The organism is Lysobacter sp. Root916 (assembly GCF_001429785.1).
Taxonomy (GTDB): domain Bacteria; phylum Pseudomonadota; class Gammaproteobacteria; order Xanthomonadales; family Xanthomonadaceae; genus Lysobacter.
Window position 1 is genome coordinate 105,599 of the sequence record NZ_LMJF01000014.1, and the last position, 14,223, is coordinate 119,821.

Sequence of the window (14,223 nt, forward strand, 5' to 3'; positions counted from 1 at the left end):
ACCCGTATCGCGCGCTGTCCGCGGATTTCCGCGCCGACGGCGGGGCCGCCGCCTCCCTGGCCAAGGGAAGCATCCAATCCTTTCGAGGTGCACATGTCCCGCGTATGCCAAGTTACGGGCAAGCGAACGACGACCGGCAACAACGTCTCGCACGCCATGAACAAAACCCGCCGCCGCTTCCTCCCCAACCTGCACGAGCGCCGCTTCTGGGTCGCCAGTGAGAACCGTTGGGTCAAGCTGCGTGTTTCCGCCAACGCCATGCGTACCATCGACAAGAACGGCATCGACGCCGTTCTGGCCGATCTCCGCGCCCGCGGCGAAAAGATCTGAGGACCTGAATCATGGCTTCCAAGCGCGACAAGATCCGTCTGATCTCTTCGGCCAACACCGGTCACTTCTACACGACCGACAAGAACAAGAAGAACACCCCGAACAAGATGGAGGTCAAGAAGTACGACCCCGTCGTTCGCAAGCACGTGATTTATAAGGAAGGCAAGATCAAGTGACCTTCCGGCCCGTTCGCGCAGCGCGCGAACGGCTTTGCCGGAAGGTCATCCCCGCGCAGGCGGGGATCCAGGCCTCCGAGAAACCCGCCCGCAAGGCGGGTTTCTTTTTGTCCGCGATTTGAGTTCCTCGCAGCATTTAGGCCAGCGAACCTCTCGCTGAAGTCGCTGGAGGTTCGGCTACGCCGAAGTAAAGCGGCGCCCGCTTTCGCGGGAATGACGACATAAAGCGGTACCACCGCCCCGCAACGAGCCTTCGACGAGCCGCCTCTTTTTAGCCCCTCTCCCGCTCGCGGGAGAGGGGTTGGGGTGAGGGCCGCGCCCACCTACGACTTTCGTAGCCCCCCAGCCTGCCCCGCCCCCACCGCCGTACACTCGACTGTCCGAACGCAGAGGGGCCCTGCGGTGATCCCAGGCTGGATATTGCTGCTGGTGTCGGCCGGCTACGTCGGCCTGCTGTTCGCGGTCGCCTACTACGGCGACCAGCGCACCGCGCGTACCCCGAAGCTGCGTTGGCTGCGTCCGGCCGTGTACTCGCTGGCGCTGGCGGTGTACTGCTCGTCCTGGACCTTCTACGGCGCGGTCGGCACCGCCGCGCGCACCGGCCTGGGCTTCCTGCCGATCTATCTGGGCCCGCTGCTGATGCTGGCCTTCGGCTGGCGCATCCTCGAACGCCTGGTGCTGATCTCCGGCGAGCACCGTATCGTCTCGATCGCCGACTTCCTGTCCTCGCGCTACGGCCGCGCGCCCGGCCTGGCCGCGCTGGTGGCGGCGGTCGCGCTGACCGCCGCGGTGCCCTACGTCGCCCTGCAGTTCAAGGCCGTGGCGATGAGCGTGGAAGTGCTGGCCGGCGTGCCCTCCGACGCCAGCCTGCTCGCCGACCCGGCCTTCTATGTCGCGCTGATGCTGGCGGTGTTCGCGATCCTGTTCGGCACCCGCCAGATCGACGCCACCGAACACCACCACGGCATGGTGTTGGCGGTGGCGCTGGAATCGCTGGTCAAGCTGGTCGCCTTCGTCGCCATCGGCGTGTTCGCGCTCGCCCACCTGCCCGGCGACGGCAACCTGGCCGCGCGCGTGGGCCAGGCCGCGCGCGTGGTCACCGCGCCCGGCCTGCCGCCGGGCTTCGTCGCCCAGACCTTGCTGGCCTTCGCCGCGATCCTGTGCCTGCCGCGCCAGTTCCACGTCGCCGTGGTGGAGTGCCAGGACCCGAACGACCTGCGCCCCGCGCGCTGGCTGTTCGGCGGCTATCTCGCCCTGATCAGTCTGCTGGTGGTGCCGATCACCTTGACCGGTCAGGCCGTGCTGGGCGGCACTTCGGTATCGCCGGACACCTACGTGCTGGCCCTGCCGCTGGCGCTGAAGCAGGAAACCCTGGCGCTGATGGTCTACATCGGCGGTTTCTCGGCCGCGACCGGCATGGTGATCGTGGCCAGCGTCGCCTTGGCCACCATGGTCAGCAACGACCTGGTCGTGCCGCTGCTGCTGCGCAGCGGCGCCCTGCGCGAAACCCAGGGCATCGACCGCCAAGTGCTGTGGGTGCGGCGCGCGACCATCCTGGTGCTGGCGATGATGGCCTACGCCTACCATCGCGCCTCGATCGGCGCCGACAGCCTGGCCCAGCACGGCCTGCTCGCGTTCGCGGCGGTCGCGCAGTTCGCGCCCGCGCTGATCGGCGGCCTGTACTGGCGCGGCGCCAGTCGCGCCGGCGCGTTCGCGGGCCTGCTCGCGGGCGCGCTGCTGTGGCTCTACACCCTGCTGCTGCCTGCGCTCGCGCGCGTGGGCTGGCTCGACACCGCCTGGATCGAACACGGCCCGCTGGGCGTGTCCTGGCTGCGTCCGGAGCAGTTGTTCGGGCTCACCGGCTGGGACGCGCTCACCCACGGCACCTTCTGGTCGCTGCTGTTCAACATCGGCTTCTTCCTGTTCGTTTCGGTGCGCCAGCGTCCGCGCCTGCAGGACCAACTGCTGGCCGCGACCTATCTGGATCCTTACGTGCAGCGCCCCGCGCTGGGCCCGGGCGGCTGGGCCGGCAGCGTGCGCAGCGGCGAACTGCTGACCCTGGCCGAACGCATCGTCGGCGAGCGCCACGCGCGGCGCGCGTTCGAGGAATACGCGCAGGCGCAGGGCCGCACCTGGCTGCCCGACCAACCCGCCGACCGCGCGCTGGCGCAATTCACCGAACGCCTGCTGGCCTCGGCGATCGGCGCCGCCTCCGCGCGCCTCACTCTGACCAGCGCCTTGCGCGGTTCGGGCATGGAGTTGGGCGAGGTCGTGGCCTTGCTCGACGAGGCCAATCAGGAACTGCGCTTCAACCGCCAGGTGCTGTCGACCACGCTGGAGAACATCAGCCAGGGCGTGAGCGTGGTCGACCGCGACATGCGCCTGGTGGCCTGGAACCGCCGCTATCAGGAATTGTTCGACTACCCCGACGGCATGCTCTACGTCGGCCGCCCGGTCAGCGACCTGATCCGCTGGAACGCCGAGCGCGGCGAGATGGGCGCCGGCGACATCGACGCGCAAGTGCGGCGCCGTCTCGCCCACCTGCGCGCGGGCGCCTCGCACGTGTTCGAGCGCGTGCGCGCCAACGGCCAGGTGATCGAGATGGTCGGCCGCCCGCTGCTGGGCGGCGGCTACGTCACCAGCTACAGCGACGTCACCGACTACAAGCGCGCCGAGCAGGCCCTGCGCGAAGCCAACGAGAACCTGGAGCAGCGCGTCGAACAACGCACCCAGGAAGCCGAGGCCGCGCAGCAATCCAAGACCCGCTTCCTGGCCGCGGTCAGCCACGACGTGCTGCAGCCCTTGAACGCCGCGCGCCTGTTCACCACCGCGCTGCGCGAAACCACCGACGCCGACGAGCAGAGCCGCCTGGCCGAACGCGTCGATGCCTCGCTGCGCGCGGCCGAGGATCTGCTAGACGGCCTGCTCGACATCTCGCGCCTGGACGCCGGCGCGTTGCGCCCGGAGCCCACCGACTTCGACGCCGGCGAACTGTTGCGCGAACTGGCCGCGCAATACGCGCCCAGCGCGGCCGGCCGCGGCCTGCAGCTGCGCGTGCGCGTACCGCTGGAGGAAATGCCGGTGCGCAGCGACCGCCGCCTGCTGCGGCGCGCGCTGCAGAACTTCATCGCCAACGCCTTCCGTTACACCCGCGAGGGCGGCGTGCTGATGGCCGCGCGCGCGCGCCAGGGCCAAGTCGAACTGCAGGTCTGGGATACCGGCCCCGGCATACCCGAGCATCACCTCGAGCAGATCTTCGACGAGTTCCGGCGCTTCGATCAGCCCGGCGTCGGCGGCGAGCGCGGCCTGGGCCTGGGCCTGTCGATCTGCCAACGCATCGCGCGCACCCTCGACCATCCGCTGCGCGTGCGCTCGCGCGTGGGACGCGGCAGCGTGTTCTCGATCGCCGTGCCTTGCGGGCGCACCGCGCGCGCGCGCATCGCCGCCGCGCCGGCCATCGCCGACTCGCTGTCCGGCCTGCGCGTGCTGTGCGTCGACAACGACCTGGAGATCCTGGACGGCATGCGCACCTTGCTCAGCCGCTGGCAGGCCACCGCGCTGATCGCGGCCACGGTCGACGAGGCCTTGGCCCTGATGGATCAGAAACCCGATGTCGCGTTGGTCGACTTCCACCTGCACGACCGGCTCGACGGCCTGGGCGTGGTCGATGCCTTGCGCGCGCGCGCCGGACGTACCCTGCCGGCGGCGCTGCTCACCGGCGACGGCAGCGATGCGCTCAAGCTGGCCGCGCGCGAACGCGGTTGCCACGTGCTCACCAAGCCGATCAAGCCAGCTTCGCTGCGCGCGTTCCTGGCCGCGCAGCGGCAGACCGTATCGACTTGAGGGCGCGCCGCAGCGAATCGAATCCGCGCATCAGGGTGGCTGCGTCTGCGTGCAGACCGTGGCTTCGCAGTAACGCCGCAATGCCGGCAACGCGATTTCCCAGTAGTAGTTGATGTGCCCGTACACGGCGTAGTTGCCCAGGTTGCTCAAGGTCAGGTCCACGCGCGTGGCGCCGCCCGAGGGAGCCAGCGCGAAGCGCAGCACGACATGGCGCTCAAGCAGATCGGGAAACACCCGCCGCGACAGCGAACTCCAGTGAGTGTATTGCAGCAGGCGCGGCGGCTCGAAGGCCTGGACCACACCTCGATTTTCGAAACGCAGGCGGCCGTGTAGCAGGCCGCGGAAGACCACCGGACCGCCTGGTGTCCAGTCAGTCTGCACCGCGAACTCCTCGTCCGACATCCAGGCTTCGAGCGCATGCGCTTCGGTCAGGGCAGCCCAGACCACGGCCTGCGGCGCCTGGATCAGGATGGATTTCTCGACCAGCTGAGGGTAGTCGCGTTCCGATGCGACGCTCATGTGCGTGCCTGGATCGCGAACGAGTGCATCAACCATCACTCCAAGTGACCGCAAGCTCTGTAGGCGTGATCGAAAGGGTCAAGCCCAGCGGGAACTGCGAGCCCTCATCGCGCGTGAGGTCCAGCTCGACCAGGTCGCGGTTGTCGGCTCGGACGCTGAACGCATGGCTCGCGAACGCGGCCACCATGCGCTCGGCGTCGGCAGGCGACCAATACGTCGATACCGCCGCGAACAATCGGCGCAAGGCGATCCGGTTGTCGGGACGTCGATCGGAGGGATAGCGGAGCGTGACGTTCGCCGCCAGATCGACGCAACCCGCGTATTCCACGCTCAGCACGCCGCCATCGGCCATGCGCCAAGACACTTCGTGTCTGTCAGCGCTCACTCGACCGCCGGGATGGCGCGCCGCCCTCTCGGCCAACCGCTTGACCTGGTAGCCCTGGTCGAAACTGCAATCGTCGTCGCCCGCGTGCAGCAACGGGCTCGCGCAGAGGGCGAGCAGCGCGCACAGCATCGATAGCTTGCGGGATCTCACACAGACTCCGTTACGCATGGCGACTGCCCGGCCGAACTTCGGTATTTCAATCGTACAAGAGCCGCATCGCGCTTGCGCCGCCTGGGCTTTCGTTTGCTGGAAACGCGCCCGCGTTTCTCGCTCCCCATACGATTCATTTTACGACCCTCGGTGAACGGCTGTCGATAAGAAACGCGCGCAAATTCATGCGATTGATAAAGTTTCCGCACGCGAATCGCGCGTCCGGATTTCCAGAGCGATGCCCCTTGAACAGGCCCGAATCCAGCGCCTACCGACAGCGCACTTCCACGCACCCCCTACCTCTGGGCTATTGGAGCGGCACCGTCACCGTGTCGGGCATGCCGCTTGCGGTGCGCCTGCTGATCGAATCGTCGGGCGACGGTATCGCCATCACCGCGGATTTTCCGCAACAAGGACGCGGCGGTTTCGTCTTTACCGAAGCCCAGTACCTGCAGGGCCTGCTCAGTTTCAATAGCCGCTCTCTAGGCCGGTACCGAGGTCAACTGAGCGTGGATGGCAGCCGTATCGACGGCGAGTTTCTGTTTCAGGACCAGCGCCGACCGATGCGCTTGGAGGCGGGCGACGTGGCGCCGACGCCGCCGCTGCGGCCGCAAACGCCGCAACCGCCTTTCGACTACGCCATCGAAGCGATCCGCGTCGCCAACCGCCGCGCCGGCATACAGCTGGCCGGAACCTTGACGATGCCGCGCGCGGGCACCCGGCGGGCGACGGCGCTGCTGATCAACGGATCCGGCGCGTTGGACCGCGACGAAACCGTGTTCGGCCACAAACCTTTCTGGGTGCTGGCCGACCATCTGAGCCGGTGCGGCTACGCCGTGCTGCGGCTGGACGACCGCGGCGTCGGCGAATCCGGCGGCGAGCGGTCGGCGATCACGCTGGCCGACGAGGCGCAGGACATGGCCGCTGCATTCGACTTCCTGCTGGCAAGACAGGAGCTGCGATCCGCGCCGGTCGGCCTGATCGGTCACAGCATGGGCGGCGCGATCGGCCAATGGCTCGCGGCGGAGCGCGAGGAGACGGCATTCCTGATTTCGATGGCCGGCCCAGGACTGCCGATGGGCGAGGTACTGGCGCTACGTGAGGGCGAGGCCCTGCGACGCAGCGGCGCGACGACCGACGTCGTCGAGCGTCATATCGCGTTCGCTCGCGCGCTGTTCCGCGAACTCGCCGATATGCCGGCGGATGCGGCGATCGACGCCGAGCGCATCGTCGCCATCGCCCATGCGCACGGCGCCGACGCGACCGCGCAGGCGAACGCCGGCGACTGGCTGGCGCGCTACAACCAAGTCTGGTTCCGCTCGGCGCTGCGCTTCGACCCGGCGCGAACGCTGGCGCGCATTTCGGCGCCGGTGCTGGCGCTCAATGGGGAACGCGACGTGCAGGTCCCCGCAAGGACCAATCTGGAGGCGATCGGTCGGACGCTCGGCGCCACGCAACATCGCGACTGCACCCTGCGGGAACTGCCGGGACTGAATCATCTGTTCCAGTCCTGCATCAGCGGCGAGGCCTACGAGTATCCGATCATCGAGGAGACCTTTTCGCCGCTGGCACTGGCGACGATAAGCGATTGGCTGGACCGGCGGTTCGCGCCGATCGACGACGCCGAGGCTTGATCGCGATCGAGTCCGGCGGAGGCGTCCCGCGCCTGCGCCGCGATGGACACTTCGCTACTCGCCCTCTTCGGCCGGCAGCACGATCGCGCCCGGGTCCAAGGCCAGACGTCCGGCGATCAGCACCGCCTGAGTCCGGTTGTTGGCGCCCAACTTGCGCAGGATCGCGGTCACGTGCGCCTTCACGGTCGCTTCGGACACGCCCAGCTCGTAGCCGATCTGTTTGTTGAGCAAGCCCGCGCCCAGCATTTGCAGCACGCGGAATTGTTGCGGGGTCAGATCGCGCAGGCGCTGCGCGGCGTCGTGTTCGTCATCGGCGGCGGCCGGCGCCGACAAGGCCGCGGCCGGCGCCCAGCGATCGCCGGCGAGCACGCTGGCGATCGCCTCGCCCAGGGTGGCCGCGTCGGCCGACTTGGGGATGAAGCCGACCGCGCCATGATCCAGCGCGCGTCGCATCACCGCCGGCTCCTCGCGCGCCGACACCACCACGATCGGCAACTGCGGGTGCAATGCGCGCAGATGCACGAGAGCGCTGAATCCCTGCGCACCGGGCATGTTGAGATCCAGCAGCAGCAGGTCGGCGTCGGACTCCGCTTCGACCAGCGCATACAGTGCATCCACGCTGTCGGCCTCGCGCAGCGACGCATCGGGCAGCACCCGCGCCACCGCGCCGCGCAGGGCTTCGCGGAACAGCGGATGGTCGTCGGCGATCAGCAGGGTAGCCATGGCTGCGCTCCTGGGTAGGGGTTTTCCTGCGCTACGACGCGGCATCGGCCGTCTGTCGCGATAGGTGCCGCGAACGGTTCAATACCTGCATGTTGCCGTATCGAAAAGACCTGAAACGACCCGCTCATCGTTTGCGCGGCGCGATGACCGCCGCGGAACAGCGCCTTTGGTTGCGTTTGCGGCGACGGCAGATCGAGGGTGTTCGGTTCTATCGGCAAAAGCCGCTCGCGATCTATGTGGTGGACTTCTACGCCGCCGCCGCGATGTTGGTGGTGGAGGTCGATGGAGGGCAGCATTTCGAGCCGGAGGCGTTGGCGGCCGACCGGATACGCGAGGAGGCGCTGGCGGCGATGGGCTTGCGGGTACTGCGATTCGATAACCGGCAGGTGCTGTTGGAGACCGAGGAGGTGATGGCTGCGATTTGGGCGGCGGTCAGGGAGCGAATGCGTTGACCTCGAGTGGTGGGAAAGCAAATCCCCCCTGCCCCCCTTTTTCAAAGGGGGGAAAGGCAAAGGCGGATTCGGCAGCAATGCGATGTGCGCGGAACTGCGCGAGGCAACGAACAGCGACGCACCAGATCCCCCCCTTTGAAAAAGGGGGGTTCGGGGGGATTTGCTGTTGCCCCTCCCCGTCACTTCCCCAACCTGTCGTTGACCAGGCTCTCCACCACCGACGGGTCCGCCAAGGTGCTGGTGTCACCCAGCTGGTCCGGCGCGTTCTCGGCGATCTTGCGCAGGATGCGGCGCATGATTTTGCCCGAACGGGTCTTGGGCAGGCCGGGCGCCCACTGCAGGTGATCGGGGGTGGCGATCGGGCCGATTTCCTTGCGCACCCACGCGACCAGTTCCTTGCGCAGCTCCTCGCTGGGCGCCTCGCCCGCGATCAGGGTCACGTAGGCGTAGATGCCCTGGCCCTTGAGATCGTGCGGGAAGCCGACCACCGCCGCCTCGGCGACCTTGGGGTGCAGCACCAGCGCGCTCTCGACCTCGGCGGTGCCGATGCGGTGGCCGCTGACGTTGATCACGTCGTCGACGCGGCCGGTGATCCAGTAGTAGCCGTCGGCGTCGCGGCGGCAGCCGTCGCCGGTGAAATAGCTGCCGGGATAGGTCTTGAAGTAGGTCTCGATGAAGCGCGCGTGGTCGCCGTAGACGGTGCGCATCTGGCCGGGCCAGGAATCCAGCAGCACCAGGTTGCCCTCGGCCGCGCCTTCGAGCACGGCGCCGTTGGCGTCGACCAGGGCCGGCTGCACGCCGAAGAAGGGCTTGGTCGCCGAACCGGGTTTGAGGTCGATCGCGCCGGCCAGCGGCGTGATCAGGATGCCGCCGGTCTCGGTCTGCCACCAGGTGTCGACGATGGGACAGCGCGAATCGCCGACGACTTCGTGGTACCAGCGCCAGGCCTCGGGATTGATCGGCTCGCCCACCGAACCCAACAGGCGCAGCGACTTGCGCGAGGTGCGCGCGACCGGCTCGTCGCCGTCGCGCATCAGGGCGCGGATCGCGGTCGGCGCGGTGTAGAAGATCGTGACCTGGTGCTTGTCGATCACTTCCCAGAAACGCGACACATTCGGATAGTTGGGCACGCCCTCGAACACCAGCGCGGTCGCGCCGTTGGCGAGCGGGCCGTAGACGATGTAGCTGTGGCCGGTGACCCAGCCGACGTCGGCGGTGCACCAGTAGATGTCGTCCTCGCGCAGGTCGAACACCGCCTCATGGGTATAGCTGGCGTAGACAAGATAACCGCCGGTGGTATGCAGCACGCCCTTGGGTTTGCCGGTGCTGCCGGAGGTGTAGAGGATGAACAGCGGATCTTCCGCGCTCATGCGCTCGGGCTCGCAGATCTCGGGCTGGCCGTGCACCACCGCGTCGTACCAGCGGTCGCGCGGCATCTGCATGTCGACCGCGGCGCCGGTATGGCGCACCACCAGCACGGTTTCGACCGAATTGGTGCCCGGCATCTTCAGCGCGGCGTCGACGTTGGCCTTGAGCGGGATCTTCTTGCCGCCACGCAGGCCCTCGTCGGCGGTGATGATGAGCTTGCTGCTGCAGTCGGCGACGCGGTCGGCGATGGAATTGGGCGCGAAGCCGCCGAACACCACCGAGTGGATCGCGCCGACGCGCGCGCAGGCCAGCATCGCGACCACGGCCTCCGGGATCATCGGCAGGTAGATGGTGATGCGATCGCCCTTGCGTACGCCCAGTGCGCGCAGGGCGTTGGCGAGGCGGCAGACCCGCGCGTGCAGCTCGCGGTAGGTCACGTGTTCGGCCGGCAGGTTCGGATCGTCGTGCTCGAACAGCAGCGCGGTCTTGTCGCCGCGCGTGGCCAGGTGGCGGTCCAGGCAATTGACGCTGGCGTTGAGCTCGCCGTCCTCGTACCAGCGGATGCGGAAATCGTCGAGGGCGTAGTTGACGTCCTTGATCTTGGTCGGCGGCGTGTACCAGTCCAGACGCTGCGCGACCCGGGCCCAGAACGCCTCGGGCTGCTGCACCGATTCGGCGTACAGGCGCTCGTAGTCTTCCCGCGTGATCCGCGCCTGGGCGGCGAAGTCCGCGACAACGGGATAGACGGTGGCGGGTTGGTTCATGGGGCGCTCCGGCGGTTGGACGTGGGACGGGTCAGTGTGGACGGGGTGTGGGCCGACTAAGGTTCGCGCGCAGGCGTGGGCGAACCTCCAGTGTGCCGCATCCGCCACGATAGCCGCCGTGACCGTGGTTTAGACCATGGTCGTATGTGCCATCTGAACACGGCTTTTTACGACCAATGGCGAATGGCCCCTCCCCGGCCTGGCGCGCAGGCTGGCCGCAGTCGCGCGTCCTGCGCGGCATTCCTCGGGAGGGAATCATGTCCATTCGCATCGCATCGCCGGCGGGGAGCGCGATCCGGCGGCGCCCGCTGGCCGCGGCATTGCTGGTCGCACTGTCGTTGCCCGGTATGGCCTACGCCCAGACGGCGAAGGAAAAGGAGCTGGAGGCGCGCGTCGCCCAGCTCGAAGCCATGGTCCAGCAGCTGGTCTCGCAACAGCAGCAGCAACAAAGCCAGATCGCCGAGGTCAAGACCGCTCAGGCCAGCGCGCCGGCGGCACCGGCCGCGGCGCCCGGCAAGCCCGCGCTGCAGACCGCGGCGATCACGCCCGGCGCCAATCCGGGCACCCGCTTCAGCTACGGCGGCTTCATCAAGCTCGACGCCTCGGTCACCCAGACCAACGACGGCGACATCGCCGACGGCTCGGTCGGACGCCTGTTCTACGTGCCCAAGGCGATCCCGGTCGGCGGCGGCCGCACCCGCGAGGGCGGCACCGACACCGACATGGGCGCGAACTTCTCGCGCTTCTGGTTCGCGGCCGACACCGACCTGGACAGCGGCGACAAGCTCAAGGCCTACCTGGAGTTCGACCTGTTCGGCGGCGGCACCACCGCCTTCACCGGCAACGAGATCGCCACCAACACCTACGCGCTCACTCTGCGCCAGGCCTATGTGACCTGGAACAACTGGCTGGCCGGCCAGGCCTGGTCCAACTTCCAGGACACCGCGGCCTTGCCGGACACCGTCGACTTCCTCGGCCCCACCGAAGGCACCGTATTCGTGCGCCAGGCCCAGCTGCGCTACACCAAGGGCCCGTGGTCGTTCTCGATCGAGAACCCGGAGACCGTGTACACGCCGTTCCGCGGCAACATGGCCCAGGTCGCCGGCGACGACGGCACGATGCCGGACATCACCGCGCGCTACACCGCCAAGGGCGACTGGGGCCACTTCGGCGTCGGCCTGCTCGCGCGCCAGCTCAAGTACCAGAACGGCCCGGCCAACGACAGCAGCACCGGCTACGGCGCCAGCGTCTCGGGCAAGTTCAACCTCGGCAAGAGCGACGACCTGCGCTACATGGTCACCGCCGGCAGCGGCATCGGCCGCTATGTCGGTCTGGCGCTCAACAACGACGCGGTGCTCGACGCCAACGGCGATCTGGAGAACATCGACCTGATCAGCGGCTTCGTCGGCTGGCGCCACGTGTTCAGCCCGAAGCTGCGCAGCAACGTTTTCTATTCGCGCGCGCAGTACGACAACGAGACCGCGCTGACCGGCCTGGGCATCACCAAGTCGGCGCAGTCGGCGCATATCAACCTGATCTATTCTCCCTTGCCCAAGCTCGACGTCGGCGCGGAGCTGATCTGGGGCAAGCGCGAACTCGAGAACGGCGACTCCGGCGAACTCAACCGCCTGCAGACGCACGTCAAGTACAGCTTCTAACCTCTAGGGGAACGCATCATGTCCAGCGTCACCGCTACCGCCTCGCCCGGCTCCGGCGAACTCACCAAGGGCCACCGAAAAGTAATTTTCGCGTCCAGCCTGGGCACCGTGTTCGAGTGGTACGACTTCTATCTGTACGGTTCGCTCGCCGTCATCATCGGCAAGCAGTTCTTCGGCGGCCTCAACGACACCAGCCAGTTCATCTTCGCCTTGCTGGCCTTCGCCGCAGGCTTCGCGGTGCGTCCGTTCGGCGCGTTGGTGTTCGGCCGCCTCGGCGACATGATCGGGCGCAAGTACACCTTCCTGGTCACCATCGTGATCATGGGCCTGGCGACCTTCCTGGTCGGCATCCTGCCCAGCTACGCGACCATGGGCATCGCCGCGCCGATCATCCTGATCACGCTGCGCCTGGCCCAAGGCCTGGCGCTGGGCGGCGAGTACGGCGGCGCGGCGACCTACGTGGCCGAGCATGCGCCCAACGGCAAGCGCGGCCTGTACACCAGCTTCATCCAGACCACCGCGACCCTGGGCCTGTTCTTGTCGCTGCTGGTGATCTGGAGCTGCCGCAACTACCTGGGCAAGGAAGCGTTCGAAGAATGGGGCTGGCGCATTCCGTTCCTGGTCTCGGTGGTGCTGCTGGGCGTGTCGGTGTGGATCCGCATGCAGCTGGCCGAATCGCCGCTGTTCCAGCAGATGAAAGCCGAGGGCAAGACCTCCAAGGCGCCGATCACCGAGAGCTTCTTCTCCAAGAACGGCAAGATCGCCCTGCTCGCCCTGCTCGGCGCCACCGCCGGCCAGGCCGTGGTCTGGTACGGCGGCCAGTTCTACTCGCTGTTCTTCCTGACCAAGACCCTGGGCCTGGATCCGAACCGCGCCGACATCCTGATCGCGATCGCGTTGGCACTGGCCACCGGCGGCTTCATCTTCTTCGGCTGGCTGTCGGACAAGATCGGACGCAAGAAGATCGTGCTCGCGGGCTGTTTGATCGCCGCCGTCACCTACTTCCCGGTGTTCAAAGCCCTGACCCACAACGTCAATCCGGCGTTGGAGTCGGCGGTGGCGAAGTCGCCGGTCACGGTGAGCGCCGACCCGGAGCGCTGCGCGTTCCAGTTCGACCCGGTCGGCAAGGCGACGTTCAAGCAATCCTGCGACATCATCAAGGCGGCGCTGGCCAAGAAGGGCATCCCCTACATCAACGCCCCGGCCGCGGCCGGCAGCGTGGCCACGGTGTCGATCGGCGGCGCCAACCTGAGCAGCTTCGAAGGCGAGGCGCTGGGCAAGGACGAGTTCAAGGCCCAGTCCGACGCGTTCGGCAAGCAGTTGACCGAAGCGCTCAAGACCGCCGGCTACCCGGACAAGGCCGACCCGGCCCAGGTCAATACCCCGGTCGTGGTGGCGCTGCTGACCTTCCTGGTGCTGCTGGTGACCATGGTCTACGGACCGATCGCGGCCTGGCTGGTCGAGCTGTTCCCGACCCGCATCCGCTACACCTCGATGTCGCTGCCTTACCACATCGGCAACGGCTGGTTCGGCGGCTTCCTGCCGTTCACCGCCTTCGCCATCGTGGCGGCCACCGGCAACATCTACAGCGGCCTGTGGTATCCGATCATCATCGCCTCGATGACGGTGGTGATCGGCGCGCTGTTCCTGCCCGAAACCAAGAACGTCGATATCCGCGACTGAGGTCGCCCCCGAACGACCCCACGTCGTATGCGGTAGGGACAACGCCGGCGCAAGCCGGCGTTGTTCTTTGCGACGCCGCCATCGTCGGTCCGCGCGTTCGCGCCGCACCGTTCCGCCGCATCGCGGCTTGGCGCATATTCGACGCGCGCTTATGCTCCTGGTCCATCGATGCTTACGATGACCGGCAGCCCTTGACGCATGAGCGACCGCGACAAATCCGCACGCAAGGCCCAGCTCAAGGCCTGGAAACAGGCGCAGCGTCAGCGCGCCCAAGCCGAGTTCCCGTTGCCGGACGCGCGCCTGCGCCTGTTTTTCGACGGGGTCGAACGCCTGCGCGCGCGACACGGTTGCTTCCACGATACGCGGCATGCGATGCAATGCATCGATGCGATGGCGCTGAGCGACGAGGAGGCGAACGCCCTGCTCGATTGGTGTCAGGCTTACGGCGGCCACTGCGATTGCGAGATCGCGGCCAACACCCACCAACACTGGCTGGAGTCGCGCGACCGCGCGGCCGCGGCCGATACCGGAGCCTGAC

12 protein-coding genes are annotated in these 14,223 nt (G+C 67.6%); 8 read left to right on the forward strand and 4 right to left on the reverse strand.

Annotated elements, in window-relative coordinates:
• Positions 1 to 93 precede the first annotated feature (93 nt).
• The 3 genes from rpmB (at position 94) to ASE35_RS15335 (ending at position 4,349) form a co-directional block, all read left to right on the forward strand.
• Positions 94 to 330 carry a 50S ribosomal protein L28 gene (rpmB, locus tag ASE35_RS15325; RefSeq protein ID WP_056177711.1) on the forward strand — a complete coding sequence of 79 codons (237 nt, stop codon included), beginning with the start codon at positions 94 to 96 and terminating at the stop codon, positions 328 to 330.
• An 11-nt stretch (positions 331 to 341) separates the two neighbouring features.
• Positions 342 to 506 carry a 50S ribosomal protein L33 gene (gene rpmG / locus ASE35_RS15330; protein WP_036168663.1) on the forward strand — a complete coding sequence of 55 codons (165 nt, stop codon included), beginning with the start codon at positions 342 to 344 and terminating at the stop codon, positions 504 to 506.
• Positions 507 to 908: 402 nt separating this feature from the next.
• On the forward strand, positions 909 to 4,349 hold the full coding sequence (locus tag ASE35_RS15335; RefSeq protein ID WP_057164394.1) for a PAS domain-containing hybrid sensor histidine kinase/response regulator: 3,441 nt from the start codon (positions 909 to 911) through the stop codon (positions 4,347 to 4,349).
• Between the two features lie 30 nt (positions 4,350 to 4,379).
• On the opposite strand, the gene ASE35_RS15340 is transcribed toward ASE35_RS15335, so the two are convergent.
• Positions 4,380 to 4,868, reverse strand: coding sequence for an SRPBCC domain-containing protein (locus ASE35_RS15340; protein ID WP_057164395.1), 489 nt, complete (start codon positions 4,866 to 4,868; stop codon positions 4,380 to 4,382).
• A gap of 28 nt (positions 4,869 to 4,896) precedes the next feature.
• On the reverse strand, positions 4,897 to 5,403 hold the full coding sequence (locus ASE35_RS15345) for a hypothetical protein (protein WP_157489504.1): 507 nt from the start codon (positions 5,401 to 5,403) through the stop codon (positions 4,897 to 4,899).
• Positions 5,404 to 5,741: 338 nt separating this feature from the next.
• On the opposite strand from ASE35_RS15345, the gene ASE35_RS15350 reads away from it, so the two are divergent.
• On the forward strand, positions 5,742 to 7,037 hold the full coding sequence (locus ASE35_RS15350; RefSeq protein WP_057164397.1) for an alpha/beta fold hydrolase: 1,296 nt from the start codon (positions 5,742 to 5,744) through the stop codon (positions 7,035 to 7,037).
• 54 nt (positions 7,038 to 7,091) lie between these two features.
• Here the strand turns inward: ASE35_RS15350 and ASE35_RS15355 are convergent, their stop codons facing one another.
• On the reverse strand, positions 7,092 to 7,760 hold the full coding sequence (locus tag ASE35_RS15355) for a response regulator transcription factor (RefSeq protein ID WP_056177704.1): 669 nt from the start codon (positions 7,758 to 7,760) through the stop codon (positions 7,092 to 7,094).
• A gap of 89 nt (positions 7,761 to 7,849) precedes the next feature.
• Here ASE35_RS15355 and ASE35_RS15360 point away from each other — a divergent pair, with 89 nt between their 5' ends.
• Complete coding sequence (locus ASE35_RS15360; RefSeq protein WP_057164398.1) at positions 7,850 to 8,212, forward strand: endonuclease domain-containing protein; 363 nt, start codon at positions 7,850 to 7,852, stop codon at positions 8,210 to 8,212.
• Between the two features lie 179 nt (positions 8,213 to 8,391).
• Here ASE35_RS15360 and acs read toward each other — a convergent pair whose 3' ends face one another.
• On the reverse strand, positions 8,392 to 10,344 hold the full coding sequence (acs, locus tag ASE35_RS15365) for an acetate--CoA ligase (protein WP_057164399.1): 1,953 nt from the start codon (positions 10,342 to 10,344) through the stop codon (positions 8,392 to 8,394).
• A 257-nt stretch (positions 10,345 to 10,601) separates the two neighbouring features.
• On the opposite strand from acs, the gene ASE35_RS15370 reads away from it, so the two are divergent.
• The 3 genes from ASE35_RS15370 to ASE35_RS15380 all read left to right on the forward strand — a co-directional run bounded on the left by ASE35_RS15370 (position 10,602) and on the right by ASE35_RS15380 (position 14,222).
• Entirely contained in the window at positions 10,602 to 12,002 is a 1,401-nt protein-coding gene (locus ASE35_RS15370) for a DcaP family trimeric outer membrane transporter (RefSeq protein ID WP_056177697.1), read from the forward strand.
• Between the two features lie 18 nt (positions 12,003 to 12,020).
• On the forward strand, positions 12,021 to 13,685 hold the full coding sequence (locus ASE35_RS15375; protein ID WP_056177695.1) for an MFS transporter: 1,665 nt from the start codon (positions 12,021 to 12,023) through the stop codon (positions 13,683 to 13,685).
• Between the two features lie 198 nt (positions 13,686 to 13,883).
• Entirely contained in the window at positions 13,884 to 14,222 is a 339-nt protein-coding gene (locus ASE35_RS15380) for a DUF2695 domain-containing protein (RefSeq protein WP_057164400.1), read from the forward strand.
• Position 14,223: the final 1 nt, after the last annotated feature.

Excerpts from the sequence above, each read along its gene's own strand:
- rpmB (WP_056177711.1), top strand. The coding sequence starts at position 94 with ATGTCCCGCGTATGCCAAGTTACGGGCAAGCGAACGACGACCGGCAAC.
- rpmG (WP_036168663.1), top strand. The coding sequence starts at position 342 with ATGGCTTCCAAGCGCGACAAGATCCGTCTGATCTCTTCGGCCAACACC.
- ASE35_RS15340 (WP_057164395.1), bottom strand. The coding sequence starts at position 4,868 with ATGAGCGTCGCATCGGAACGCGACTACCCTCAGCTGGTCGAGAAATCC.
- ASE35_RS15350 (WP_057164397.1), top strand. The coding sequence starts at position 5,742 with ATGCCGCTTGCGGTGCGCCTGCTGATCGAATCGTCGGGCGACGGTATC.
- ASE35_RS15355 (WP_056177704.1), bottom strand. The coding sequence starts at position 7,760 with ATGGCTACCCTGCTGATCGCCGACGACCATCCGCTGTTCCGCGAAGCC.
- ASE35_RS15360 (WP_057164398.1), top strand. The coding sequence starts at position 7,850 with ATGTTGCCGTATCGAAAAGACCTGAAACGACCCGCTCATCGTTTGCGC.
- acs (WP_057164399.1), bottom strand. The coding sequence starts at position 10,344 with ATGAACCAACCCGCCACCGTCTATCCCGTTGTCGCGGACTTCGCCGCC.
- ASE35_RS15370 (WP_056177697.1), top strand. The coding sequence starts at position 10,602 with ATGTCCATTCGCATCGCATCGCCGGCGGGGAGCGCGATCCGGCGGCGC.
- ASE35_RS15375 (WP_056177695.1), top strand. The coding sequence starts at position 12,021 with ATGTCCAGCGTCACCGCTACCGCCTCGCCCGGCTCCGGCGAACTCACC.
- ASE35_RS15380 (WP_057164400.1), top strand. The coding sequence starts at position 13,884 with ATGAGCGACCGCGACAAATCCGCACGCAAGGCCCAGCTCAAGGCCTGG.